We start from the raw sequence: 24,322 nt of genomic DNA, 5'->3' as shown, positions 1-24,322 counted from the left end.
GTTGCCCCTCCGCCTTACTCTTTAAACGGATTGCGCGTCGCGCTGGTTTTCACCGGAGCGGCGTGGGTACTGGTGCCGGCAGACGGAAACGCGGGTAAAACGGCGTTATCCGCCGGTTCAAGAATGCCGAGCTTTTTCTCCTCCGCGCGCTGCATCTGGCGAACGCGGATCTGGTCATATTTCTCTTTCGACGCCGCGCTGTAGTTTTCGTCGTCACGCAGGACGGTGGTATGGATAAACACCATCAGGTTGCGCTTGGAGGTATCCTGCGAGGTGTAGCGGAACAGCTGCCCGACCAGCGGGATATCGCCCAGCAGCGGGACTTTGGAGACCGACTGTTTGGTGACGTTTTCCATCAGGCCGCCAAGCACCACCGTCTGACCGCTGTGCACCATCACTTCGTTATTGATGGTGCGGGTGTTGAAGGTTGGGCCGAGGCTGGCGTCTTCCGTTGCACTGTTGTCAACGCTGGACACTTCCTGCTCAATTTTCAGGTGGATCATGTCGCCATCGTTGATTTGCGGCACAATTTTCAGCTTGGTACCGACGGTCTTACGCTCAACGGAGTTAAAGACGTTGTCGCCGCTGGTGGTCTGCGAACCGGAAAGGACCGGCACGTCCTGGCCGACGTTAAACGACGCTTCTTTATTATCCAGCGTAACGACGCTTGGCGTGGAGAGAATGTCGTTTTTACCGTCGGTAGAGAGCGCGGTCATCAGGGCGCCGAAATCACCGTTAAAGAAGCCGGTCGCCAGGCCGGTGAAGCTCGCCCCCTTCATGGTACCGTTCTTAATCTGGCTGATTGGCAGGCCGGTGGAGCCGAACTGTACGCCACCGTGCTTGCCGGTCCACTGCACGCCGAGATCCAGGCCGTTGCCGTCCTGCACTTCAGCAATGATCGCTTCCACCAGCACCTGCGGACGACGAATATCCAGCTTGTCGATCACCTTCTCCAGGGAGTTCATCACGTTAGGCTGCGCGGTGATCACCAGGGAGTTGGTTGACTCGTCGGCGGTAATATTCAGATCCGTTGAGGCTCTCGCGGTTTTCGCTTTGGCGGTGCCCGGCTTGTCTTTCAGCTGCTCGCCAATCCCGGTGAGAACCGGAACCACTTTGGTGGCGCTGGCATATTTGAGATAGAAGACGCGGGTATTCCCCTCGTTGTTCTGCTCACGGTCCAGCTGATGAATAAGGGAACGGGTACGCGCGCGCGCGTCTTCCGGGCCGCTGATCACCAGGCTGTTGGTTTCGTCATCGGCCACCACTTTTGTGGCCAGCTGCGGGGCGTTCTGCCCTTTCTGCTCCTCGTTGTTGAGGTTATTCAGCATATCCGACAGATCTTTGGCGGAAGCAAAACGCAGCGGCACAATTTCGCGACGCTGAACACCGTTTTTATCGACGCGCTGCACCAGGTCAACCAGGCGGTTAACCACCGAGGCTTTACCGGTTAACAGCAGCACGTTGGACGGTTCGAAGTGGACCACGTTCCCGATACCGGTGGCATCGTTAAGCTGACGCAGCAGCGGGGCAAGCTCGCGCACCGGCACATTTTCCATGCGCACCACGCGGGTGATGATCTCATCGCCCTTGCCCGGGTTTTTGCTGTCGGCCAGCGGCGCACCCGCGGTGCGGGCTACGCTTGAGCGCACCACTTTCACCATCCCGTTGTCCATCGGGATCACCGACAGACCATACAGATCCAGCACGCTCAGGAAGAACTGGTAATACTCATCTTCCGTCAGCACGTTATAGGTTCTGACCGACACCGTGCCCTGAACGGACGGGTCGACGAGAATGGTTTTGTTAAGATTGCGGCCTACCGTATCGATAAACTCGCGGATATCGGTATTTTTAAAGCTCGCGCTAAAGTTGGCTGCAAGCAGCGAACTGGAATATAACGACAATGCGGTCAGCGCCACGCACGCCCAAGGAAATTTCTTCATGTCTGTACACTTGTTAATTGTTTAGAACATTGACCCGAATATTTTCAAGGTGAGCGTGACGTCTGACGACGACCTCCGCTTCTTTCATTTTCGACCAGTTGGCAATAATACTTTTTGCCTTTGCTTCATCGGTCATATCGACAGAGTTAACTTCTACCGCCACATCGCCCTTTTGTAGCCCGGAATGGCTATAGAACGAGGAGGCATTCCTTGGATTAATGTTGTAGCCTTCCAGCTGGCCTTTTTCGATTAACGGTTTGAGCACCAGATAATCATCCAGATGCACGCTTTCCGCGCCTGCATCTTTCGTCGATTTGGTTACCGGGCCGCTGTCAACGCCGCCCTTAAAATAGTCAGGCTTATTTAACGCCAGTACCTGCGTAGCACCTTCGTAATTAACCACCACATTGTCTTTGTTAATTTCCTGAATAAACGCATCGTTAAAACCAGTCAGAGGCTCGCCTTCACGATAGCTCTTCTCCCCCCCCGGCGTTTTGATAACCGCGAAGGAAAGCCAGGCGTCATCGCTACGCACGATACCTTCTATCTCCGCTGCCAGCGGGGCTTTCGTCGCAGTCGGTAAGTTGTCCTGACGCACCGCAGCCGTGAAAAGGGTGAACTTTTTTTCTTCACGACGATTTTTCAGTGGCTGTTCATCAGATTTAGCCAACTTATTCGTAACTTTTTTATAATCTTTAAACGTCAGATAGCCTTGCTGGCCGCAAAAAATTAACAGCGCAAACATAATGCAAGGCGTTATCCACCGTGACAGAAATGAGAACCTCATTTTTCATCTGGCCTTTAACAAAGCGAAAATAAGCAGCGTCGTGCTGCGCCAATATGTGAGAAAATAGTAATTAGCTGCTGTAAATACGACCACTGACTTTGCCGCTAACTTTCATAAAGAAAAATATTGACCGTATAAAATCCAGATGTTAGGCATCATCCACTGGATATTTTTACCCTGCACGCAAATTGACCACCCTATAGCGTTGCTTTACTTTCTCGTCCTGTTGCTATTCCTAATCAGAGACGGTAAGTCGTTATGTATCAGAGCCACTTTCATTTTAAAAACCCGCCGTTCAGGGAGATCGCCCGCTCATCCGGGGATTTTCTGGTGCCCTATCATCAGGACGTGTTCAACCTGCTGAAAGAGAAAACCCAACAGGCGGGCGTGAGCGGTCTCTTTTGTGACGACGCCCGTTTGTTAGGTCAGTTCAGCCATGCGCTGAAAACCGCGACGCCCGGCGTTCTTGCCATCAACGCGTTTCCAAAACTGAGCGCCAGTAGCCTGCTGTACAAGCTCAACCCGGGAACGAAAGAGAACAAGAACCGGATTCAGGCGGTAGATGCGGTGCTGCAGCAGTGGCAGGGTGGGAAAGCCAGAACGAAAGTGCTGGTCATTACCCATACCGAAGCCATGAAAGAGAGCTGCCGCGAGGTGCTGGGTATGTTGCTCACGCGCGCCCAGGAGCTGGAGTTTCGCCTGGCCGTGGTGCTGATGGGCACGAAGGATCAGGACGCCGTTCTGATGCAGCAATCTGAACTGCGTGAATATGCGCATACCCGCCACACGTTACGTCCCCTGACCTGCCGGGAATTTCTCAGCTATGTGCAGGCGCAGTGTGAAGAGCACGGGTGCGAGAACTCGCCGCTTACGCCGGCGCGTGTGCGTAAGATGCACGCGCTGACCAAAGGGAATATCAGCAAGCTGAATGAACTGGCACACCTGTCAATGCTGGCCGCCTGGACCGAACGTGCGCTACAGGTCAGCCCGCGTCATTTACGCCTGGCGGCCGGTGAGATCCTTCCTGCGAAAAAACACGGTAAGCGCCTGGCAACCGTGGGACTGTTCGCTTCCGTGCTGTTCGCCGCCTGCGGCTGGTATTTAACCTCCTCGATCACCGCAAAACTTCCCGTTCAACTGCCGGTGCCCGTCAGCTGGAAACAGCAGGCGCCAAAAGTTGAGGCGCCCGCGGTGCCGGTTATCGACAACGAAATGGTTAATCAGCCGGATGCGATGCACCAGCTTTACCTGATGTGGGGGTACGACGCCTCGGCGGATGACGCCCTGTGTCAAAACGCCGCGAAGGTGAACCTGATGTGTAAACAGGGCAACGCCTCGCCGGACGCGCTGGCACGAGAGGGTTATCCGTGGGTCAGCGAACTTAAAACCGGTGACCATCTTAACTACGCCGTGGTCGCCCGCGTTGGGGATACCTCTATCGACCTGCTGATGAACAACCGCACCTGGCAGGTAAGCCGCAGCTGGTTTAACCAGCATGCGACCGGGAACTATACCCAGCTGCACCGCCTGACGCCGGAAGGTAAAGACGCCATCAGTGCCGCCAGCGATGCGAAAGACATGGGCTGGCTGGATCAGCAACTGAGCCTGGCTCTTGCCCAGCCTGAAACCCATGCTCAGACCTGGACGGCGGAGATGATGAAACGCACCCGCGAGTTCCAGCAAAAAATGAATCTGCACGTGGATGGCATTCCTGGGGAAGACACGCTGATGCAGCTCATGCGTGAAACCCATACCACGCCGAGCGTATTGCTCCAGGCCACATCAGACGCCAAAACGCAGGAGAAGCATTCCTAATGTCTACCATCTGTCTTGCGGCTCAGCGCAGCTACGTCACCGGGGAGGCGGTCTGGTTTTCATACCGCTTCCCCAGCCTGAGAAAAATTTGCGGTAATACCCTTTTATGGGCGTTAGGTTTGTGCGCCATGGTCATGGCAGGGTTGTACGCGCACGTTTACTGGAACCTGCGCCATCCTGTGCCGGAACCGGTTAAAGCGAGCGTCGCGAAACCCGAAACACAGCTTTCAGATATGCACTACGTGTATGTAAGTAAGCCGTTCCCGCATCCGCATCCGAAACCCGCGCCGGTACACGCTGATGTTCCCGCCATGCAGGATCTGCCCATCAACAGCGATGATGCTGACTGGCAGCAGGCACCTGACGGCGGCGTGCCGCACGATACCTCGCGGGATACTTTACCCGGAACCGAAGCGCACGATGCGGTACCCGCCAGCGCGAGCGGTGACGATGCCTCAATAACCGAATTATTTAAGCAGGCATTAAAAGAACAAGAGCAGGATTATTCGCAAGGCAAAATTCCCGCGCCGCCGGTTGACGAGACGCAGGATAATTCGCAGAAAGGTTCATTGCAGAAAGTGGATCCCCGGTCACCTTTGAGTAAGAAAGGAGACCGGCTGGAGTAGTTAATATTTTTCAGGCAACGTTGTCAGGTTAAGGAGTCGACCCTTTTCCACGACAATATACTGACCTTTTTTCAGATCGGAGAGGATTTTAATAATGGTACTGCGCGCCAGGTTCGTGTATTCCTGAATATAATCATAAATATTGATATCGCGCTGATGATGAACAATTAGATCGTTAATTTCGTACAAAAATTCACGTACGACAGAATAAGCACTGCGGGCAACCAGCACATCGTCGCGTTTGCTCAGCATGCAAATGTACCAGGAGAGCACTTTGGTCAGTTCAGGCCATAAGTTTTTATCGGTCATCAACTGCGCGAAGACCTCTTTTTTGATTGAGCGCACCACGGTGTTGGCGCGAACGAGGCCGTACATGTGGGTCGCGTTGTAGTACATAGCCGCGAGACCAAAAATGCACTGACCCGTTACCGTGAACATGCACAGCTCGTCGGATTCGCGTCGGAATTCCACTTCGCCGCTGACGATAACATGGATATATTGCGAATCAGACGTAGATATTTTTTGCCATTTCTTTAAGGTTTTCTCTTCAAAACCTGAGGTTGCAGAAATAATGGCTTCCATTTCATGTTGCGGACGTAATTTTTTTGCGTAGATGCTTAACATTGTTATACCCGATTTAAGATATGAAATTTTAAAGATGCAGGACCAAGGCAATAAAAGCCTTAATCTTCGAAAATTTTTCTGAAGATGTTCTCAAGGAGAAAAATTAAGAACTGAATGCGATATATTTATTTGCTGCATTAGTTAGCAAGCTATGTGTCTATCTTAAATCCGGATAATTTTAAGTCAATTAACTAAAAATGAATTGAGTTTGTACTTAAGATTAATCTGAAGGGTTTTCAGGAAAAACAACTGATTCGGGGTATTCCGAAGGATTACCCCTGCCCGTACTTCTCTAAGAGCGCTTCACCTATGGCCATCGTTTCAACATCGGCGATGCCGTTCCACAGGTCAGGCCTGAAGTGCATCTGGAATGCCATGATGATGCGTTTCTGCTGCGCCGGGGTACTGTTAACCGGCACGTCATAGCCATAGCGCGCAAGCACATCGAGCAACGCGACGGTATCTACCTGCTGAAAGCGCGGTCGTCCGTTTATATAGAACGCCACGCGCGCGGGATCGGGCCATGCACCTATCCCCTGCTGAGCCAGCTCCCGCCACGGGAACAGCGGGCCAGGATCGTCTTTGCGCTGCGGCGCAATGTCCGAATGGGCCACTACGTTTTCAGGCCTGATGCTGTAGCGGGCAATGATATCTTTCGCGAGCGGCACCAGCGCCGCAATCTGCGCAGGCTCAAACGGCGTAAAATGCTTCACCCCGGCCGTTTTCTGCCAGCCACGATTTTCCAGCTCAATGCCGACAGACGTATCATTGATGCGGTTGGTGCCGCGCCAGAAGCTGATGCCGGCATGCCAGGCCAGCTCGCTCTCCGGCACCAGCTGCCAGATGCGCGGCTTGCCGTCCGGCGCAGGGGGCTTCGCGGGGATCAGATAATGCGAGCTGACGTTTTTGTCGGTTAAGGTCGCAAGCGAGGTGTCGAAGTCATCGGCGGTATAGTGGATTACCAGCACCTTGATACGCGGATAGGCCGCCTGCGCCTGATGGCGCGTATCCAGCTCGTAGGCGCCTTTATCAACGATACCTTTTTCCGGGGCGCATCCTGCCAGCAACATCGCCAGCAGGAGCGTTGAAAGCGAACGCTTCATCGACGGGTTTTCACCGCCGTGCCGCTTACGCTCACCATCAGCATGCTGGAATCTTTGCCGACGGTTTCATAATCAATATCGATTCCCACAACGGCGTCCGCGCCCAGCGCTTTTGCCTGCTCGCCGAGCTCCTTAAACGCAATTTCTCGCGCTTTACGCAGCTCTTTTTCGTACGCGCCGGAGCGTCCACCGACGATGTCACGAATGCCGGCAAAGAAATCCCGGAAAATGTTCGCGCCGAGAATCGCTTCGCCGGTAACCACGCCGCAATACTCGGTGATGGTTTGTCCTTCCAGGGTTGGCGTTGTTGAAAACTGCATTCTTTTCTCCTTCTTTAGCGTTCAATGCCTTAGGCACAGCATTATCGGTTCGTTACGCTATGATTGAAAGGATAGTTAATAAATAAGGAAATCAACATGCGCTACTCTGCTTTAACACTTTTAGTGCCCTGCGCGCTGGTGCTCAGCGCCTGTACCACCACGGTCACGCCAGCCTTTAAGGATATCGGTACCCGCAGCGGCCCCTGCATCGACGGCGGCCCGGATACCGTGGCGCAACAATTTTATGATTACCGCATTCAGCATCGCGGGAATGACCTGACCGCCCTGCGCCCGTACCTGAGCGATAACCTGGCAAAACTGCTCAACGACGCCACCCGCGATCCGCAGCATAACGCTCTGCTGAAATCCGATCCGTTCTCGAGCCGCGCCACGCTGCCGGACAGCGCCGAGGTGGCCAGCGCGTCAACCATCCCGAACACCGATGCGCGGAACATTCCGCTGCGCGTGAAGCTGACCCAGGGAACCCAGACCTGGCAGGATGAAGTGCTGATGATCCGTGAAGGCCAGTGCTGGGCGGTGGACGACGTGCGCTACATCGGCGGCAGCGTTCATGCCCCGGCCGGCACGCTGCGCCAGTCGATTGAGAACCGCTAAATCATCAGTGATAAAAATGTTACCCCCGTAAAATGTCCGGCATTTCGTGCGGAATGCCGACATTTATACTCGCCGACCTTGCCGTTCGCTATTTTGTGCTATGTTTAAGAGGAAATACGGGTTATATTTAACTTTTAACGCAGAAATATTGCATAACTATTCTGTCAACGGTACTATCTGCGGCCTCAATTGCTATAGATTGCCTGGATGAGTAAAGACTGCCCCGATGAGTATTAAACTAAACGGCATTAACTGCTTCTACGGCGCACACCAGGCGCTGTTTGACATCACGCTGAACTGCCCAGAAGGCGAAACGCTGGTTTTACTTGGCCCAAGCGGTGCAGGCAAAAGCTCCCTTCTGCGCGTCCTTAATCTGCTTGAAATGCCCCGTTCCGGTACGCTGGCTATCGCCGGTAACCATTTTGATTTCGCGAAAACCCCGTCAGATAAAGCGATTCGCGAGCTGCGTCAAAACGTCGGCATGGTCTTCCAGCAATACAATCTCTGGCCGCATCTGACCGTCCTGCAAAACCTGATTGAAGCCCCGTGCCGCGTGCTGGGGTTAAGCAAGGAGCAGGCCATCGCGCGTGCCGAAAAGCTGCTGGAGCGTCTGCGCCTTAAGCCCTACAGCGACCGCTATCCGCTGCACCTCTCCGGGGGTCAGCAGCAGCGCGTAGCCATTGCCCGCGCGCTGATGATGGAGCCTGCGGTACTGCTGTTTGATGAACCGACCGCGGCGCTGGACCCGGAAATCACTGCCCAGATCGTGAGCATTATTCGCGAGCTGGCGGAAACCAATATCACGCAGGTCATCGTTACCCACGAAGTGGAAGTGGCGCGTAAAACCGCCAGCCGTGTGGTCTACATGGAAAACGGGTACATCGTTGAGCAAGGTGACGCGAGCTGCTTCGCGAACCCGCAAACCGATGCCTTCAAAAACTATTTATCTCATTGATTGTGTCAGGGGAAATATAATGAAAAAAGTATTACTTGCCGTGCTGCTTGCTGGCGTTACCCTTTCCGCTACCGCAGCCCAGACTATTCGTTTCGCCACGGAAGCCTCTTACCCTCCGTTTGAGTCCATTGATGCGAACAATAAAATTGTTGGCTTCGACGTAGACCTGGCAAACGCCCTGTGTAAAGAGATCGATGCAACCTGTACCTTCAGCAACCAGGCGTTCGACAGCCTGATCCCAAGCCTGAAGTTCCGCCGTATTGACGCCGTCATGGCCGGTATGGACATCACCCCTGAGCGTGAAAAGCAGGTGCTATTCACCACCCCTTACTATGACAACTCCGCCCTGTTTATTGGTCAGAAAGGTAAATTCACCTCTGTCGATCAGCTGAAAGGCAAGAAAGTGGGCGTGCAGAACGGCACCACGCACCAGAAATTCATCATGGATAAACACCCGGAAATCACCACCGTTCCGTATGACAGCTACCAGAACGCGAAGCTGGATCTGCAGAATGGCCGTATCGACGGCGTATTTGGTGATACCGCTGTCGTGACCGAGTGGCTGAAAGCCAACGACAAACTGGCGCCAGTGGGCGACAAAGTGACCGATAAGGATTACTTCGGTACCGGTCTGGGGATTGCCGTTCGTCAGGGCAACACCGAGCTGCAGCAGAAATTCAACGCTGCGCTGGAAAAAGTGAAGAAAGACGGCACCTACGAAACCATCTACAAAAAATGGTTCCAGAAGTAATTCCTGATGAATGAAATATTTCCTTTAGCAAGCGCCGCCGGGATGACCGTCGGCCTTGCCGTTTGCGCACTGATTATCGGCCTCGTGCTGGCGATGTTCTTTGCGGTGTGGGAATCCGCGAAATGGTTCCCCGTCGCCTGGACAGGATCCGCGCTGGTCACCGTGCTGCGTGGGCTGCCGGAAATTCTGGTGGTCCTGTTCATCTATTTCGGCTCCTCGCAGCTGCTGCTGACGCTGTCGGACGGCTTCACCCTCAATCTTGGCTTTGCGCAGATCCCGGTGCAGATGCAGATTGAAAACTTCGACGTCAGCCCGTTCCTGTGCGGCGTGATTGCCCTCTCCCTGCTCTACTCCGCGTACGCGTCGCAAACCCTGCGCGGTGCGCTGAAGGCCGTACCGCAGGGGCAGTGGGAGTCGGGTCAGGCGTTAGGCCTGTCGAAATCAGCCATCTTCTTCCGTCTGGTGATGCCGCAGATGTGGCGCCACGCCCTGCCGGGGCTGGGTAACCAGTGGCTGGTATTGCTGAAAGATACCGCGCTGGTGAGCCTGATCAGCGTTAACGATTTAATGCTGCAAACCAAAAGCATCGCCACCCGTACCCAGGAACCTTTTACGTGGTACATCGTGGCGGCGGCTATCTACCTGGTGATCACGTTGCTCAGTCAGTACATCCTCAAGCGTATTGACCTGCGTGCGACGCGCTTTGAACGGAGACCAGGCTGATGCTTGAATATTTTCCCGAGCTGATGAAAGGGCTGCACACCAGCCTGACGCTGACCGTGGCGTCCATTATCGTGGCGCTGATCCTGGCCCTTATCTTCACCATCGTCCTGACGCTGAAAACGCCGGTGCTGGTGTGGATCGTGCGCGGCTATATCACCCTGTTTACCGGTACGCCGCTGCTGGTGCAGATCTTCCTGATTTACTACGGCCCGGGCCAGTTCCCGTCGCTGCAGGAGTATCCGGTTATCTGGCACCTGCTCTCTGAGCCGTGGCTGTGCGCCCTGATTGCCCTTTCGTTGAACAGTGCGGCCTATACCACGCAGCTGTTCTTTGGTGCGATCCGCGCCATCCCGGAAGGACAATGGCAGTCCTGCGGGGCGCTGGGCATGAGCAAGAAAGACACGCTGGCAATCCTGCTGCCGTACGCCTTTAAGCGCGCACTCTCCTCCTACTCCAACGAAGTGGTGCTGGTGTTCAAGAGTACCTCTCTGGCCTACACCATCACCCTGATGGAAGTTATGGGCCACGGGCAGTTGCTGTACGGGCGCACCTATGACGTGATGGTGTTCGGCGCGGCCGGCGTGGTCTATCTGGTGGTAAACGGCCTGCTGACGCTGATGATGCGCCTGATTGAGCGTAAAGCGTTAGCGTTTGAGCGCAGAAATTAACCACGCGAGTGCATAAAACGATATTCACAGAGCGGGTAACCTGATGGGTTATCCGCTTTTTTTTGCCATTAAAATAATATTTAATCATTTTTATTGCATATAAATTCATTAAATGGCATTGTACATCCATGCCGCAGACACGGCGCATAAATAAGACAGACGGGAGCATTACAATGAAAAAGTTAGTTCTGGCCGCACTACTGGCAACCTTCGCCGCTGGCGCATCCGCTGCTGATAAAATCAATTTTGGCGTTTCGGCGACTTATCCGCCGTTTGAATCGCTGGATGCCAGCAACCAGATCGTCGGTTTCGATATCGACCTGGCGAAAGCGCTGTGCAAGCAGATGCAGGCCGACTGCACCTTTACCAACCACGCGTTTGACAGCCTGATCCCGTCGCTGAAATTCAAAAAATACGATGCGGTAATCTCCGGGATGGACATCACGCCGGAGCGCAGCAAGCAGGTGGCATTTACCGACCCGTACTACGCCAACTCGGCGGTAGTGATTGCGAAGAAAGGGGCGTACAAGTCCTTCGACGAGCTGAAAGGCAAACGCATCGGGATGGAAAACGGCACCACGCACCAGAAATACCTGCAGGACAAGCATCCTGAAGTGAAGACCGTGGCCTATGACAGCTACCAGAACGCGATTATCGACCTGAAAAACGGCCGTATTGATGGCGTATTCGGCGACACCGCCGTGGTGAACGAATGGCTGAAAACCAATCCGCAGCTGGGTACGGCGACCGAGAAAGTCACCGACCCGCAGTACTTCGGCACGGGCCTCGGCATCGCGGTGCGTCCGGATAACAAGGCCCTGCTGGAAAAACTGAACGGCGCGCTGAAGGCAATTAAAGCGGACGGCACGTATCAGAAAATCAGCGACCAGTGGTTCCCGCAGTAATCTCTTTTGCCGGGTGGCGGCTTCGCCTTACCCGGCACTCTCTCACAGCGGTACAAAGAACCTGAACCGCGCCCCGCTCACCGACTCCATCAGCCTGATCCCGCCGCCGTGCAGCTCCAGCATACGCTTAACGATTAACAGCCCTAACCCACCGCGGTTCTCCCGCGCTGCCTGGGTATTCAGCGCCGACGGCCGCTGGAACAGATCGTCGCGCAGCGAGGCATCCACCCCCGTTCCGGTGTCGGCTACTTCGACCTGAAGCTGTTCATTCTCCTGCCAGACCGCCAGACGAATTTCCCCGCCGGTGGGCGTATGGCGCATCGCGTTATCCAGAAGGTTGGTCACCACGCGCTCGATCATCGACACATCGGCATTGACCAGCGGCAGGGGCCCCGGCACGTCAATATGCAGATTGACCTCGCGCGTGCGGGCGGTGAGCTCAAACTTCTGCGCCACGTCGGAAATCAGCTCTCCCATCGCGAAACGCTCGCGCTGCGGCTTAATGCCGCCGTGCTCAAGGCGCGCCAGCTCGAACAGCTGCTGCGAAAGATGACGTACCTTTTGTCCCTGACGCAGCGCGGTGGCGAGATACTGCTGGTGCTCCTGCGGCGTCAGGGTGGCGGATTTGAGCGACAGGGTTTCCAGATAGCCCAGCAGCGAGGTGAGCGGCGTGCGGAGATCGTGCGAAATATTGGCGATAAACTCCCTGCGCTGGCGATCGCTGTCGGCCAGCTGGTCCCACTGGCGGGTGATTTTCCGCGCCAGCTCGATAAAACTGTTGCGCAGCAGAGCCACTTCGTCATTGGCCGCGGCGTCCGGCGGCTGCGCTGCCAGCAGCCTGATTGCGCTAATGCTGTCCTGCTCCAGGCCGGTGACCTCCTCCGTCAGGCGCTTAACCGGACGCGTCACCCAGTACCAGACCAGCAGTCCCGCCAGCAGGCCAAACAACGCGACCCACAGCAATGACCAGAGCACCGTGCTCCAGAGCGCCTTATGCCAGGCCATTTCCGCCAGCGCGTTCGACTCCTCGCCCTGCAAAATAATGTACAGGTAGCCCTTAAGCTCGCCGTCCTGTCGCAGCGGCGTGGCGCTGAACACTTTTTTATTTTGACTGCGCGGATCGTCGCCCAGTACCGGTATGGCGGTACCGCTCAGGAAGGTCTGAACCGGTGCCAGGTCGATTTTTTGCCGCTGAATATGGCCCGGCGGTGCGGCGTCGGCCAGGATATCGCCGTCCGGCGAGATAACATACAGCTCAACGCTCGGATTAAAGGTCATCAGCCGGTCAAACAGCGGTTTCAGCGCGCTGCGGTCGACCCTGCCCTGCCCGTCCAGAATCGGTTCCCGCTGGACGATCTGCTGCGCCAGCCCGCCCGACAACCGCTGCACCATCGCATTGCCGTACTGCATACTGCTGTAGAGCTGTACCGCGCAGGCGACGGTGGCGCAGAGCATCATCAGCAGGACAAACAGCAACGTCAGGCGCTGGCTCAGGCTAAAGCGGCGCATGATGGTTTGGCTCCGCAAATTTATAGCCCTTGCCCCAGACGGTGCGAATAATCTCCGGCTCGGCGGCGTCCTTCTCAATCTTGATGCGCAGGCGGTTGATATGGGTGTTGACGGTGTGCTCATAGCCTTCGTGCTGATAGCCCCACACCTGCTCTAGTAGCGCCAGACGGGAAAACACCTCGCCGGGATGGCGGGCGAAGAAGTACAGCAGTTCGAATTCGCGCGGGGTGAGATCCACCGCCTGGCCGTGAAGCAGCACGCTGCGCGCCAGCGGATCGATCGTCAGGCCGTGGGCCTGAATTTGCCCGTCAGCCTGCGCCTGCCCCATCGCCTGCTGGCGGCGGAACAGCGCTTTGATGCGGGCAATCAGCTCCTGCACCGAAAAGGGTTTGGCGAGGTAGTCATCGGCGCCGGTTTCCAGCCCGGTGATGCGGTCGGTTTCGCTGCTGCGGGCGCTGATGATGATCACCGGCAGGTAGCGGGTCATCTGACGGATGCGGCGGCAAATTTCCAGGCCGTCAACGTTGGGCAACATCAGGTCGAGGATCACCGCATCCCACGGCTGTTTTTCAAGGCGCTGCAGGGCGTTGCCCCCGTCGGGCTCGTGGGTAATGGCGTAGCCTTCGTCTTCTAAATTGAGTCGCAGAAGCGCCGCGATATCGTGGTCATCTTCCACCAGCAGGATCTGCTTCATGGGTAAGCCTTTATTCATCTCTTATGACGTAAGCTTACCTGATTTTGTGGGCCGGCAGAGTTCACATTTTGTTTAAGATTTCACGAGCAACGTCAGCACTTCATAATGCGCGGTGTGCGGGAACATATCAAAAAGCTGTACCCGCTCAATGCGGTAGCCCGGCAGGCTGGCGATGTCTTTCGCCATGGTCTGCGCGTTGCAGCTGGAGTAGACGATAAAATCGGGCGCCATCTGGCTCAGGTAGTCGCACAGCGCATTTCCAATGCCACGGCGCGGCGGATTGACCAGCACAAGCTCCGGCACGTTGCCCTGACCGGTGGCAAACTGCGTGGAGTCCAGCGCCTGGAAGTGCAGATTGGTTAACCCCAGTTCAGCGGCGGACTGTTTCGCGCAGGCAATCGCCTCGGCAGAGATCTCAATTCCGGTGAGCTGCATCTCAGGCGTGGCGCAGTGCAGACCAAAACCGCCCACGCCGCAAAACAGATCCCACATATGCTTGATGTTTAACGCGCGCACCCAGTCGCGGGCGGTGGCGTACAGGCTGCTTGCCACGGTCGGGTTGGTCTGGAAGAAGCTTTGCGGGCGGATCCACAGCGGCACGCCGTTGAAGCTCTCCGCCAGCGCGTGCTGGTCGGTGAAGAAAATCTCTTTCTCCCCTTCCATGATTGCCATATGCACCGGCTGAATATTTGCGGTAATCACCTTTAACTGGGGAAGCTGTTCCTGCAGCCAAGGCAGCGCCGCGCGCAGCTGCTCCAGCTTGGCTTCCGAACGCAGCACGAAGCGCAGCATCATCCCGCCGTCTTTCTGGCTTTCGGTCAGGAGAAGGTACTTCAGCTCGCCGCGCCTGCGGGCGACGTTATAAGGCGTTAACCCCGCGCGAGCGATAAACGGCTTCAGTGCGGCAAAAACCGGCTCAAACGAGGCGGGATACAGCGGGCAGTGGGTTAAGTCTTCCGGCGTGCCGTCGCGGTGCAGCATCCCCAGCAATGGTTTTTCAACGCTGCCGCTGACCACCATTTTGGCTTTGTTGCGAAAGCCCTGCTCAGGGCCGGTGACGGGTGCGCACCACTCGCCCACCGCGCGTGCTGCCAGCAGCTGTTGCAGGTCGGCCATTTTGGCGGTCAGTTGTTGAGAGACCGGCTGTTCTATCCACTGACAGGAGCGACAGCGTCCGGCGTCATAGAGTGCGCACTGCATATGAAAACCTTAAGGAAAACGAGGGCTGCGATTATACACATTATTGCAGACGGAAGAACCGCCGACTGGAGGCAGGAATATAAAGCAGGCAGAGCACCAGCATATCCGGCAGCTTCTGCAGGACCAGCGCATGGAAAATCTCGCGCTTTGAGCCACCGGCAATGCTGAACAGCTCCGGGTAGCCATAGCCCAGCGAGGCGGCCCACAGATAGCTGGCGGCGGTAATTTGCGTGAGCAGATAGACCCAGCGCGCCCAGTTGCGCCCTTTAACCAGCGAAAACGCGCAGTAGATCTCGATAAACACCAGCACCAGACTGCTCAAAAAGACCAGCGTCAGGTTCCACGTCTGCACGCTGCGGTGAATGAATTCCCCGATGCCGCGCACGCCCAGGGTATTCAGAATCATCAGCACGTCCAGGCAGCGGATCATAATAATGGCGAGCGCCGCCACCTGCACCAGCGCAGGAACGTTAGGACGGGCGTGCGTAAGACGTGATTTTTTTAATAATCCCAATGTTTTACTTCCCTGAAAAACAGTGCCGCGTCATGCGCGGCACATCACTGGAAATTTTAAATGCTTCAGCCGCGTCTTGCACGCTGGATATCGCGCACGCGCTGTTTTTCCGCGCGCGCCATCAAATACCAGGCGATAAATCCGACAATTCCGACCACGCCGAGGATGATAGAGGCCAGGGCGTTGATCTCCGGGTTGACTCCCATGCGCACGCTGGAGAAAACCAGCATCGGCAGCGTCGTCGCGCCCGGGCCGGAGACAAAGCTGGCGATAACCAGATCGTCCAGCGACAGCGTGAATGCCAGCAGCCAGCCGGAGATCACCGCCGGCATGATCATCGGCAGCGTGATGATGAAGAAGACCTTCAACGGCGTGGCGCCGAGATCCATCGCCGCCTCTTCGATGGAGCGATCCAGCTCGCGCAGGCGCGAAGAGATCACCACCGCGACATACGCGGTACAGAAAGTCACGTGCGCCAGCCAGATGGTGAGCATACCGCGATCCGCCGGCCAGCCGATGGCGTGCGCCAGCGCCACGAACAGCAGCAGCAGCGACAGGCCGGTTATCACGTCCGGCATCACCAGCGGGGCGGTGATCATGAAGGCAAACCCGTTCGACCCGCGAAAACGCCCGAAGCGCACCATCACCAGCGCGGCGATGGTGCCCAGAACGCAGGCCATCGTGGCCGCCAGGGCAGCAATGGTCAGGCTCAGCCCCACCGCGCTCATCATCGCGTCGTCGTGGAACAGCTCGCTGTACCAGCGCGTCGACCAGCCCGCCCAGACCGTCACCAGCTTAGAGCTGTTGAACGAGTAGATCACCAGCATCAGCATCGGCGCATACAGGAAGGTAAAGCCGATAATGAGGATCAGAATTCGCCACGGGGAGCGTACTACCGGTAGGTTGTTCATCCGCGATCTCCCATCTGTTTCTGCTGATGCTTGTGGAACCACATGATCGGGACGATCAGCAGCAGGAGCATGATAATCGCCACCGCCGACGCCACCGGCCAGTCGCGGTTATTGAAGAATTCCTGCCACAGGACGCGGCCAATCATGATGCTGTCCGGCCCCCCGAGCAGTTCCGGGATCACAAACTCCCCGACCGCCGGAATAAAGACCAGCATCGACCCGGCGATAATGCCGCCCTTGGTCAGCGGGACAATGACGCTGAAGAAGGTTTTCAGCGGACGGGCGCCGAGATCGAGCGACGCTTCCACCAGCGAGTAATCAATCCGCGTCAGGGCCGTATAGATCGGCAGCACCATAAACGGCAGATAGGCGTACACAATGCCGATATAGACCGCAAGGTTAGTGTGCAGGATCGTTAGCGGCTGATCGATAACCCCGAGCCACATCAGGAAGTTATTCAGCACGCCGTTGTTTTTCAGGATCCCCATCCACGCGTAAACGCGGATCAGGAACGAGGTCCACGACGGCAGGATCACCAGCAGCAGCAGGATATTGCGCGTCGATGGCTTGCTGTGCGCCACCGCCCACGCCAGCGGGTAGCCCATCGCCAGACAGCAGAGCGTCGAGATCGCCGCCACCTGCAGCGACTGCAGATACGCTTCGAAATAGAGCGGATCCTCGGTGAGCTGCAGGAAGTTACCCAGGTTCAAGGTCAGCGTCAGCTGTCCGTCGGCCCACTCCCACAGATCGGTATACGGCGGGATCGCCCGGGCCATCTCCGCCAGGCTGATCTTAAACACGATCAGGAACGGCAGCAGGAACAGCAGGATCAGCCACACGTACGGCATGGCGATTACCAGCTTGCGGCCGTGGTTCATCTTAAGGCGCGTCAGCCAGTGGGCAAAGCCGCCCGGTTTGGCTGCACGGGCTGGAGGTTCAAGTGTGCTCATGATCGCTCCTTATACCGTCAGCACAACGCAGCTGTCCGCGTCCCAGCACAGGCGCACTTCGTCGCCCCAGGTCGGCTGGCCCTTCCGGTAGCGATGTTCGTTCTGCAGCTGGGCGCTGAGCATCTGTCCGCTTTTCAGGCGCACGTGGTAGATGGACAGATCGCCCAGATAGGCAATGTGCACCACTTCGCCGACGGCAAAGTTGTAACCGTCGGCAGGCGGATCGTCACAGAGCATGATCTTCTCCGGGCGCAGCGCCACGTAGACCGGCACGTTGTCCACTACCGAACTGTCAGGATCGACCTTAAGCGGATGCTGCAGCCCCGGCGATTCGATGACCAGACCATCCTCCTGACGATCCTTCAGCAGTCCTTCGAAGACGTTAACCGAGCCGATGAACTCCGCACTGTAGCGGGTGGTCGGATGCTCGTAAATCTCTTCCGGCTCGCCAATCTGCACGAACTTACCGCGGTTCATGATCGCGATACGACCGGCCATGGTCATGGCCTCTTCCTGGTCATGGGTGACCATCACGCAGGTCACGCCCACGCGCTCGAGGATATCCACCACTTCCAGCTGCATGCGATCGCGCAGCTTTTTGTCCAGGGCACCCATCGGCTCGTCGAGCAGCAGCAGCTTCGGGCGTTTCGCCAGGCTTCTCGCCAGGGCCACGCGCTGACGCTGGCCACCGGAAAGCTGGTGCGGCTTACGCTTCGCGAACTCCTGCATGTGAACGAGGCTTAGCATTTCTGCCACGCGCGCGGTGATTTCGGCTTTCGGCAGCTTGTCCTGCTTCAGGCCAAAGGCGATATTCTGCTCCACCGTCATGTGCGGAAACAGCGCGTAGGACTGGAACATCATGTTAATCGGGCGCTGGTACGGCGGCACGCTGGAGAGATCCACGCCATCGAGCATAATCTGCCCGGCGGTGGGCTGTTCAAAACCGGCCAGCATACGCAGCAGGGTCGATTTACCGCAGCCCGAGGCGCCCAGTAGCGCGAATATTTCGCCTTTATAGATAGTCAGGCTGACGTCGTCCACGGCATGCTGGCCATCAAAAGATTTGGTGAGGTTACGAATTTCAAGAAGCGGGGTCAGCGCTTTACGGACTTTCGCCTGCGGGCGGGGGATCGCGTCATTCACGGGGTGCTCTCCGGCATAAATCAAATCATGGTGCAGGCGCACCAGAACGGTGCGCCCGTTGCCGGGGGCGGTGCGCTTGCCCGGCCTACGACTCACGGTAAATTATTTACCGCTTTTCACCTTAGTCCACGCACGGGTACGGACGCGGTCAATTTTTGGATCCTGAACCTTCAGGGTAAACAGCTTGGCGAACACGTCCGCCGGCGGATAGATTGCCGGGTTACTGCGGATCGCTTCGCTGACCAGCGGCACGGAGGCCTTGTTACCGTTCGCGTAGTACACGTGGTCGCTGATGTGGGCGATCACCTCAGGACGCATCAGGTAGTTAAGGAACTGATACGCTTCGTCTTTGTTTTTCGCATCAGCAGGCATCGCGAAGACGTCGAAGAACGCCAGCGCCCCCTCTTTTGGAATGAAGTAAGAGACGTTCACACCGTTTTTCGCCTCTTTCGCGCGGTTAGCCGCCTGCCACACGTCCCCTGCCCAGCCGATCGCCACGCAGATGTCGCCGTTCGCCAGGTCGTTGATGTACTGAGACGAATGGAAGTAACGGATATTCGGACGCAGCTTCAGCAGCAGATCGGTCGCCGGGCCGGTGTAGTCATCCGCCTTGTTGCTGTTCGGATCTTTGCCCAGGTAGTTCAGCACGGTGGCAAAAATCTCTTCCGGCGCATCGAGGAAGGAGACGCCGCAGCTTTTCAGCTTCTCGAGGTTTTCCGGCTTCAGCACCACGTCCCAGCTGTCCAGCTTAACGTCCGGGCCCAGCGCGGCTTTGACTTTATCCACGTTGTAGCCGATACCGGTGGTCGCCCACAGGTAAGGCATGGCGTATTTGTTATCCGGGTCATGCTTGGCGACCAGCTTCAGCACTTCCGGATCGAGGTTTTTCCAGTTCGATAATTTGCTTTTATCCAGCGGCTGGAACACACCCGCCGTCAGCTGACGCTCCAGGAAGCTCGCGGAAGGCACGACCAGGTCAAACCCGGTGCTGCCCGCCATCAGCTTTCCTTCCAGCACTTCGTTGGAATCGAAAACGTCGTAAACCACCTTAATGCCGGTCTCTTTTTCAAAATTTGCCACCGTGTCCGGCGCAATATAGTCAGACCAGTTGTAAACGTGCAGCGTTTTTTGTTCCGCAGCGAGCGTGCCGGCAGAGACGGCCATCAGAGCACCCGCAACCAGACCCGATAACCATTTTTTATTCAAGGCGATCATAGTGTTATTCCTTCTGAAAGCTCGTTAACAAACGAACTAAAACTGTGCAATCTGGATATATGCAAAAATCATGCATAGTTTGTCGCTCTGCTCAAAATAAAAAGAAACCTCTTTACCCGGCAGCTTCCGCTCGCTTTTTTAAGCATCGCAAGAATAACTGTAGCCCGTGTCTCCGGCTATAGCCCAGACGAAAAAACGCCTTTTATCAATTTTTTATGCAGGTTAAGTCTACGTGATAAGCCGAAATGGCCTTTGAGGAGGTGAAATATTCTTTAAAGAAAGGTTAAAAGCAGCAGAAAAAATGGCCTTATGCAGCCGCTCTGGCAGCGACTGCGCAAAAGTCAGACAGGCTTAGTGAAGAAAATTGGGAGATGCATCATTATTCTCTGCATCATCTTCCGCGCTATACAGCAGATGGTGTGCATTGGCTTCCATCATTACCATGGAAATTTGCTCTTCACTCAAGCGCATAAACCAGGCGAACTGCTTGAACGACAGCCCGGCACCGGAGAATAAAGACTGGCAAACCACCAGTTTCGGCAGATTATCATCCTGTATATCGAGAAATGCTTTCACCGTCAAAGAACTGGCGTTGATCGCCGAGAGATCGGAGGCCAGCGCCAGCAGCGCGGACGGCTTCACTTCGGCCAGCGCGGAAAATAGGATCACGTCGTTAATCAGATCGATTTTGGCATCGAAAATGCCATCGAAATTCTGCATGTGAGGCAGATGCAGCGCCTGGCAGGAATCGCATTCAAAGAACGTGATCCCGGCATCATCAAGCCATTGACGTAACGTATCCAGTGTAGGAACGACCTGTAAATCCATCGCTGTGCAGCCTCTTTAATAAAAACTTCGCATAGGGTACTCAAAAAGCGCACGGTAATCCATTTAACCGCCCGTTTTAAGACAGTAGCCCGGCGTCGCATGACGTTCGATCCATGCGATCATTTTACCTGCAATATCGACCCCTGTGGTTTTTTCCACGCCTTCCAGCCCCGGCGAGGCATTCACCTCCATGACCAGCGGCCCGCGCGTCGCCCGCAGAAGGTCCACGCCTGCAACGTCCAGCCCGAGGGTTTGCGCCGCTTTGACGGCAATTTCCCGCTCGCGGTCGCTGATATCAGCCACCCGCGCCACGCCGCCGCGGTGGAGGTTAGAGCGGAAATCGCCCTCTTTGGCCTGACGCTCGATAGCCGCCACGACCTCGTTACCTACCACAAAGCAGCGAATATCGCGCCCTTTCGCCTCTTCGATGTACTCCTGTACCAGAATATGCGCATTCAGACCGCGAAAGGCGTCAATCACGCTCTCCGCCGCCTGACGGGTCTCCGCCAGCACCACGCCAATGCCCTGCGTGCCTTCCACCAGCTTGATCACTAAAGGCGCGCCGCCCACCATATCGATAAGATCGCTGGTGTCGTCCGGGGAATGGGCAATCCCGGTGACGGGAAGATCGATTCCCTGGCGGGCGAGCAGCTGCAACGAGCGCAGCTTGTCGCGGGCGCGGGAAATGGCGACGGACTCGTTGAGCGGGTAGCTGCCCAGCATCTCGAACTGGCGCAGCGCGGCGGTGCCGTAATAGGTGATCTGGGAGCCGATGCGCGGGATCACCGCATCAAAATGCGGCAGCTTGCGGCCTTTGTAGTGAATCGACGAAGCGGCCGGGTCGATGTTCATATAGCAGGACATCGGGTCGAGGATCTCAACCTGATGCCCGCGTTTCGCCGCCGCTTCTCGCAGGCGCTTACATGAATAGAGCGTTCCATCCCGGGACAATATGGCAATTTTCACCCTGCACCTCTCTGAAGACATGGAAAAAGCCTGCATATCATATACGCAGGCAGGCGCAGGAGGAATGGACTATCGCGTCGCCCACCCCTGTTTGTGGAGGTAATCAAGAATAAACGGGCGGTTTTCTTTGATGATGGTGCGACGAATATGGTCAGTCCAGGTGTCGCGACGGTTATTGCTGCCGCGCGTCATGTAGTAGTTGGCCAGCTCTTCATCATATTGATTCAGGACGTTCTGATTGACCGGCTGGTACCCCGCTAACAATACTGTCATCGTCTTGAACAGGATTTCTAACGTTACTATTGTTTTGATTACTTCCATCGGTCTGATCCTCGTCTTCTGAATGTTGGGTTATTTCTTCATCATCTAAAAATTCACCCTGATCCATCTGTTTGCTGATTTCGTTCAGACGTTCAGTAATAATCTCGTTCATAAACGCTTTGATCGAACGGGTATCGGTTGCAGCCTCGATAATGGCTTGCGCCTGAGTAGTTGCGATTTGAAACATTGCAGTGCGAACTAATGAGGAAAACTTACTAATCGAGGATTCGACCAACGCAACCGGGATTAATGATCCTGCTGTCTCACGGGCTTTCATTTCCATGATCCGCGCTTCTGCATCGAGCTTGCGTAACTTCGCCTGAACCATCGCCTCTTTGTTATCTACCTCGCGTAACGGGGTGATAATGTTCTTAACCACCCATTCTGTGACCTCTGGTTCGCGGAAACGCCACTTGTCAGAACACCAGCGAATCCGCGCCCCGTTCGTTCAGCCACGTAGTAACGCTTTTCATGTCGAAACCGTACCGCTTCGCAATCGTGCTTTTTGTTGAGTATTCCACGTAATTTTTTCTCTCTGTTTACGTAATTCTGTACTGGTATTTATGAGAAAAAATATTTGCGGGAATTGTGAACAATCGCGGAAGAAGTGAACTAAGTGTTACATTCTCACAGAAATTATTTATTGATAGCTTCCAACGATGAAACAGGACAGGATTCAAAACTTCACATACACGTAAAAGATCGAGCGTTTGAAAGTACGCAGTTGATCAAGTTTTCGAGAGTACCTTTTTGGTTTGACAGAACCCACTTAAGAAATTGCCACTTTACATGATATGATGTATCTCATTAGAGATACATCATATCAGCGAACATAAATCTCTGTTAATTTATCATATTAAACTTTCGTATTAACTGTTTAACATACTGATATCAGCGCCTATGGCTTTTAAAACTGGACGCATAAAATAGCCCTTTCCTTCATTATCTTTATCTGTTTCAATTAACTCTAATGACGGCTGGCTTTCTTCTGTTTCTCTTAAAATATTCCAATTGATAGTTTTCTGATTATTTTTAGCATCAATACCAACCACCTGTAATCTTTCACCAATTATTGGCATGTTACGGACAAAACCATTCGATTTAACATCTTGTTTTCTTAGCCACAATTCTGAAGCCCAAGCTAACCCAAAGGCGTCCATCATCTTAGCCCGATCTGCCGCGACCCGCCAAAATATATACTTATCGGATTGATCATCGAAGTGTGTACTTAAGATATCAATAACACGATACTCCCTGTCAAAAAGGAACATTGTCTGTACAAGATGTCCATATGTATTGAAATTGATTTCAACAAGCTTTGAAATATGTTTAACAAGATCATCGATACAATTAATAGTACCAATATCTTCAATTAAGCTAACTTTTTCTTTAACGCTATCCGGAATCAAGCCTTCATCATACCGCGTTGAATTAATTGATACTTTGCCAGTTGAATAGTCATTTAATTTAAAATAACTAACATGCCTTTTTTCATTGCGAAGTGAATCAAATGATGACGGGGTGGTAATATCATCACCGATTGGATTACCTAATAAATTCCCAAGTGACTTACAACATTCATACATACGGCTATAAATAATATTCAAAGCATGTAAAAGCTCATAGTCTTCAAGGGTGTTTGCAACCCATCGGCGTTCTGATTTTATTACAGCTGAATCAGACACGGCAGAAGGGAATTTTTTTTGAGCTAAACGAACAAGTTTTTTAACTCCGATCCCAAGCAATTCACGTTTTGTTGAGATGGCAATATCTTGCTCTTCAATGTACGAAAAGATAAGTGTTGCTTTAGCATCACTATACATATCTAAATCACCCTCTTTTTCAATAACATTACGAGAGTCTTTAGCCCAAGTCATCAATTGATCATCACGCCATTGATCAACAACATTTAGCTTATACCATGATTCGTAACCAGCAATTTCCTTCTTATTTTTTTGGATAATAAATGTTACTGTCCTAGATGTGGTAAGGAATTGATTAAGATTTAACCGGAAGAGTTCAGGATCAAAGTATGTTTGCGTACAGCTAGTAAGTACATGTGCAAGATCTTTTAATCTTCTTTCCCAAGGTTTTTTGATCATTATTATCTCCATCATTTAAACATCAATTGGTTAGCACGCTGTATAGCACCCTTTTTGATTGGAGCAGTACTAAAATCACAAGCCGATAACTACTTTCGTTGATCTTCGTCACACTATCAATCGAGAATCATCAT

General features: G+C 54.4%; 25 protein-coding genes and 1 pseudogene. 8 read left to right on the top strand and 18 right to left on the bottom strand.

Features of this window, described 5'->3' with window-relative positions:
- Positions 1-14: 14 nt before the first annotated feature.
- Positions 15-1,943 carry a type II secretion system secretin GspD gene (gene gspD, locus AC4ICF_RS07755; RefSeq protein ID WP_116341032.1) on the bottom strand — a complete coding sequence of 643 codons (1,929 nt, stop codon included), beginning with the start codon at positions 1,941-1,943 and terminating at the stop codon, positions 15-17.
- Between the two features lie 13 nt (positions 1,944-1,956).
- The gene (gene gspC, locus AC4ICF_RS07750) at positions 1,957-2,688 is read right to left on the bottom strand and encodes a type II secretion system protein GspC (protein WP_116341034.1); all 732 of its coding nucleotides are present in this window, start codon (positions 2,686-2,688) and stop codon (positions 1,957-1,959) included.
- 300 nt (positions 2,689-2,988) lie between these two features.
- Between gspC and AC4ICF_RS07745 the strand changes: the two genes are divergently transcribed.
- Both AC4ICF_RS07745 and AC4ICF_RS07740 read left to right on the top strand, forming a co-directional pair.
- Positions 2,989-4,545, top strand: coding sequence for an ExeA family protein (locus AC4ICF_RS07745; protein ID WP_316380019.1), 1,557 nt, complete (start codon positions 2,989-2,991; stop codon positions 4,543-4,545).
- Positions 4,545-5,171: a type II secretion system protein GspB, cryptic system variant gene (locus tag AC4ICF_RS07740; protein WP_116341038.1), complete on the top strand. Its 627-nt coding sequence runs from the start codon at positions 4,545-4,547 to the stop codon at positions 5,169-5,171. The genes AC4ICF_RS07745 and AC4ICF_RS07740 overlap by 1 nt, the downstream gene beginning before the upstream one ends.
- Here the strand turns inward: AC4ICF_RS07740 and AC4ICF_RS07735 are convergent, their stop codons facing one another.
- From AC4ICF_RS07735 to AC4ICF_RS07725, 3 genes are all read right to left on the bottom strand, one after another.
- Entirely contained in the window at positions 5,172-5,795 is a 624-nt protein-coding gene (locus AC4ICF_RS07735) for a helix-turn-helix domain-containing protein (RefSeq protein WP_316380018.1), read from the bottom strand.
- Between the two features lie 272 nt (positions 5,796-6,067).
- On the bottom strand, positions 6,068-6,898 hold the full coding sequence (locus AC4ICF_RS07730) for an N-acetylmuramoyl-L-alanine amidase (protein ID WP_116341041.1): 831 nt from the start codon (positions 6,896-6,898) through the stop codon (positions 6,068-6,070).
- Entirely contained in the window at positions 6,895-7,218 is a 324-nt protein-coding gene (locus AC4ICF_RS07725; protein ID WP_028012516.1) for a heavy metal-binding domain-containing protein, read from the bottom strand. Before AC4ICF_RS07725 ends, AC4ICF_RS07730 begins: the two co-directional genes overlap by 4 nt.
- A gap of 96 nt (positions 7,219-7,314) precedes the next feature.
- Between AC4ICF_RS07725 and AC4ICF_RS07720 the strand changes: the two genes are divergently transcribed.
- The 6 genes from AC4ICF_RS07720 to artJ all read left to right on the top strand — a co-directional run bounded on the left by AC4ICF_RS07720 (position 7,315) and on the right by artJ (position 11,835).
- The gene (locus AC4ICF_RS07720) at positions 7,315-7,833 is read left to right on the top strand and encodes a lipoprotein (protein ID WP_116341044.1); all 519 of its coding nucleotides are present in this window, start codon (positions 7,315-7,317) and stop codon (positions 7,831-7,833) included.
- Between the two features lie 226 nt (positions 7,834-8,059).
- Entirely contained in the window at positions 8,060-8,788 is a 729-nt protein-coding gene (artP, locus tag AC4ICF_RS07715) for an arginine ABC transporter ATP-binding protein ArtP (RefSeq protein ID WP_116341046.1), read from the top strand.
- Between the two features lie 19 nt (positions 8,789-8,807).
- Positions 8,808-9,539, top strand: a complete 732-nt coding sequence (gene artI, locus AC4ICF_RS07710) for an arginine ABC transporter substrate-binding protein ArtI (protein WP_008500032.1) — start codon at positions 8,808-8,810, stop codon at positions 9,537-9,539.
- A gap of 6 nt (positions 9,540-9,545) precedes the next feature.
- The gene (gene artQ, locus AC4ICF_RS07705) at positions 9,546-10,262 is read left to right on the top strand and encodes an arginine ABC transporter permease ArtQ (protein WP_025756069.1); all 717 of its coding nucleotides are present in this window, start codon (positions 9,546-9,548) and stop codon (positions 10,260-10,262) included.
- The gene (artM, locus tag AC4ICF_RS07700) at positions 10,262-10,930 is read left to right on the top strand and encodes an arginine ABC transporter permease ArtM (RefSeq protein WP_163330820.1); all 669 of its coding nucleotides are present in this window, start codon (positions 10,262-10,264) and stop codon (positions 10,928-10,930) included. The genes artQ and artM overlap by 1 nt, the downstream gene beginning before the upstream one ends.
- Before the next feature lie 173 nt (positions 10,931-11,103).
- A complete protein-coding gene (artJ, locus tag AC4ICF_RS07695) occupies positions 11,104-11,835 on the top strand; it encodes an arginine ABC transporter substrate-binding protein ArtJ (protein WP_028019301.1) in 732 nt (243 codons plus the stop codon).
- A gap of 42 nt (positions 11,836-11,877) precedes the next feature.
- Here artJ and AC4ICF_RS07690 read toward each other — a convergent pair whose 3' ends face one another.
- The 13 genes and pseudogenes from AC4ICF_RS07690 to AC4ICF_RS07630 form a co-directional block, all read right to left on the bottom strand.
- A complete protein-coding gene (locus AC4ICF_RS07690) occupies positions 11,878-13,347 on the bottom strand; it encodes a sensor histidine kinase (RefSeq protein WP_316380091.1) in 1,470 nt (489 codons plus the stop codon).
- Entirely contained in the window at positions 13,331-14,038 is a 708-nt protein-coding gene (locus AC4ICF_RS07685) for a response regulator transcription factor (protein WP_116341052.1), read from the bottom strand. The genes AC4ICF_RS07690 and AC4ICF_RS07685 overlap by 17 nt, the downstream gene beginning before the upstream one ends.
- A 72-nt stretch (positions 14,039-14,110) precedes the next feature.
- Positions 14,111-15,238: a 23S rRNA (uracil(747)-C(5))-methyltransferase RlmC gene (gene rlmC, locus AC4ICF_RS07680; protein WP_316380015.1), complete on the bottom strand. Its 1,128-nt coding sequence runs from the start codon at positions 15,236-15,238 to the stop codon at positions 14,111-14,113.
- Between the two features lie 40 nt (positions 15,239-15,278).
- Entirely contained in the window at positions 15,279-15,752 is a 474-nt protein-coding gene (locus AC4ICF_RS07675; RefSeq protein ID WP_116341056.1) for a YbjO family protein, read from the bottom strand.
- A 65-nt stretch (positions 15,753-15,817) separates the two neighbouring features.
- The gene (gene potI, locus AC4ICF_RS07670) at positions 15,818-16,663 is read right to left on the bottom strand and encodes a putrescine ABC transporter permease PotI (RefSeq protein WP_061098748.1); all 846 of its coding nucleotides are present in this window, start codon (positions 16,661-16,663) and stop codon (positions 15,818-15,820) included.
- Positions 16,660-17,613 carry a putrescine ABC transporter permease PotH gene (gene potH, locus AC4ICF_RS07665; RefSeq protein ID WP_116341058.1) on the bottom strand — a complete coding sequence of 318 codons (954 nt, stop codon included), beginning with the start codon at positions 17,611-17,613 and terminating at the stop codon, positions 16,660-16,662. The genes potI and potH overlap by 4 nt, the downstream gene beginning before the upstream one ends.
- 9 nt (positions 17,614-17,622) lie before the next feature.
- Positions 17,623-18,756, bottom strand: a complete 1,134-nt coding sequence (gene potG, locus AC4ICF_RS07660; RefSeq protein ID WP_045630953.1) for a putrescine ABC transporter ATP-binding subunit PotG — start codon at positions 18,754-18,756, stop codon at positions 17,623-17,625.
- A 102-nt stretch (positions 18,757-18,858) separates the two neighbouring features.
- The gene (gene potF, locus AC4ICF_RS07655; RefSeq protein ID WP_041910676.1) at positions 18,859-19,971 is read right to left on the bottom strand and encodes a spermidine/putrescine ABC transporter substrate-binding protein PotF; all 1,113 of its coding nucleotides are present in this window, start codon (positions 19,969-19,971) and stop codon (positions 18,859-18,861) included.
- Between the two features lie 351 nt (positions 19,972-20,322).
- Positions 20,323-20,799, bottom strand: coding sequence for a YbjN domain-containing protein (locus AC4ICF_RS07650; RefSeq protein ID WP_003858385.1), 477 nt, complete (start codon positions 20,797-20,799; stop codon positions 20,323-20,325).
- A gap of 63 nt (positions 20,800-20,862) precedes the next feature.
- Complete coding sequence (rimK, locus tag AC4ICF_RS07645) at positions 20,863-21,765, bottom strand: 30S ribosomal protein S6--L-glutamate ligase (protein ID WP_029739445.1); 903 nt, start codon at positions 21,763-21,765, stop codon at positions 20,863-20,865.
- Between the two features lie 69 nt (positions 21,766-21,834).
- Positions 21,835-21,993: pseudogene (locus tag AC4ICF_RS07640) on the bottom strand (oxygen-insensitive NADPH nitroreductase); the annotation flags it as partial.
- Positions 21,980-22,465 (bottom strand): hypothetical protein, encoded by a 486-nt coding sequence (locus tag AC4ICF_RS07635; RefSeq protein ID WP_316380014.1) that lies wholly within the window; start codon positions 22,463-22,465, stop codon positions 21,980-21,982. The gene AC4ICF_RS07635 and the pseudogene AC4ICF_RS07640, both read right to left, overlap by 14 nt.
- 490 nt (positions 22,466-22,955) lie before the next feature.
- Positions 22,956-24,188, bottom strand: a complete 1,233-nt coding sequence (locus AC4ICF_RS07630) for a hypothetical protein (protein WP_316380013.1) — start codon at positions 24,186-24,188, stop codon at positions 22,956-22,958.
- Positions 24,189-24,322 lie beyond the last annotated feature (134 nt).

This window comes from Enterobacter sp. ECC_219_Taxon_10, from assembly GCF_058354905.1.
The sequence above is the reverse complement of the archived record's forward strand: the minus strand, read 5'-3'. Positions and strand labels throughout refer to the sequence as shown.

Excerpts from the sequence above, each read along its gene's own strand:
- gspD (WP_116341032.1), bottom strand. The coding sequence starts at position 1,943 with ATGAAGAAATTTCCTTGGGCGTGCGTGGCGCTGACCGCATTGTCGTTA.
- gspC (WP_116341034.1), bottom strand. The coding sequence starts at position 2,688 with ATGTTTGCGCTGTTAATTTTTTGCGGCCAGCAAGGCTATCTGACGTTT.
- AC4ICF_RS07745 (WP_316380019.1), top strand. The coding sequence starts at position 2,989 with ATGTATCAGAGCCACTTTCATTTTAAAAACCCGCCGTTCAGGGAGATC.
- AC4ICF_RS07740 (WP_116341038.1), top strand. The coding sequence starts at position 4,545 with ATGTCTACCATCTGTCTTGCGGCTCAGCGCAGCTACGTCACCGGGGAG.
- AC4ICF_RS07735 (WP_316380018.1), bottom strand. The coding sequence starts at position 5,795 with ATGTTAAGCATCTACGCAAAAAAATTACGTCCGCAACATGAAATGGAA.
- AC4ICF_RS07730 (WP_116341041.1), bottom strand. The coding sequence starts at position 6,898 with ATGAAGCGTTCGCTTTCAACGCTCCTGCTGGCGATGTTGCTGGCAGGA.
- AC4ICF_RS07725 (WP_028012516.1), bottom strand. The coding sequence starts at position 7,218 with ATGCAGTTTTCAACAACGCCAACCCTGGAAGGACAAACCATCACCGAG.
- AC4ICF_RS07720 (WP_116341044.1), top strand. The coding sequence starts at position 7,315 with ATGCGCTACTCTGCTTTAACACTTTTAGTGCCCTGCGCGCTGGTGCTC.
- artP (WP_116341046.1), top strand. The coding sequence starts at position 8,060 with ATGAGTATTAAACTAAACGGCATTAACTGCTTCTACGGCGCACACCAG.
- artI (WP_008500032.1), top strand. The coding sequence starts at position 8,808 with ATGAAAAAAGTATTACTTGCCGTGCTGCTTGCTGGCGTTACCCTTTCC.
- artQ (WP_025756069.1), top strand. The coding sequence starts at position 9,546 with ATGAATGAAATATTTCCTTTAGCAAGCGCCGCCGGGATGACCGTCGGC.
- artM (WP_163330820.1), top strand. The coding sequence starts at position 10,262 with ATGCTTGAATATTTTCCCGAGCTGATGAAAGGGCTGCACACCAGCCTG.
- artJ (WP_028019301.1), top strand. The coding sequence starts at position 11,104 with ATGAAAAAGTTAGTTCTGGCCGCACTACTGGCAACCTTCGCCGCTGGC.
- AC4ICF_RS07685 (WP_116341052.1), bottom strand. The coding sequence starts at position 14,038 with ATGAAGCAGATCCTGCTGGTGGAAGATGACCACGATATCGCGGCGCTT.
- rlmC (WP_316380015.1), bottom strand. The coding sequence starts at position 15,238 with ATGCAGTGCGCACTCTATGACGCCGGACGCTGTCGCTCCTGTCAGTGG.
- potI (WP_061098748.1), bottom strand. The coding sequence starts at position 16,663 with ATGAACAACCTACCGGTAGTACGCTCCCCGTGGCGAATTCTGATCCTC.
- potH (WP_116341058.1), bottom strand. The coding sequence starts at position 17,613 with ATGAGCACACTTGAACCTCCAGCCCGTGCAGCCAAACCGGGCGGCTTT.
- potF (WP_041910676.1), bottom strand. The coding sequence starts at position 19,971 with ATGATCGCCTTGAATAAAAAATGGTTATCGGGTCTGGTTGCGGGTGCT.
- AC4ICF_RS07650 (WP_003858385.1), bottom strand. The coding sequence starts at position 20,799 with ATGGATTTACAGGTCGTTCCTACACTGGATACGTTACGTCAATGGCTT.
- AC4ICF_RS07630 (WP_316380013.1), bottom strand. The coding sequence starts at position 24,188 with ATGATCAAAAAACCTTGGGAAAGAAGATTAAAAGATCTTGCACATGTA.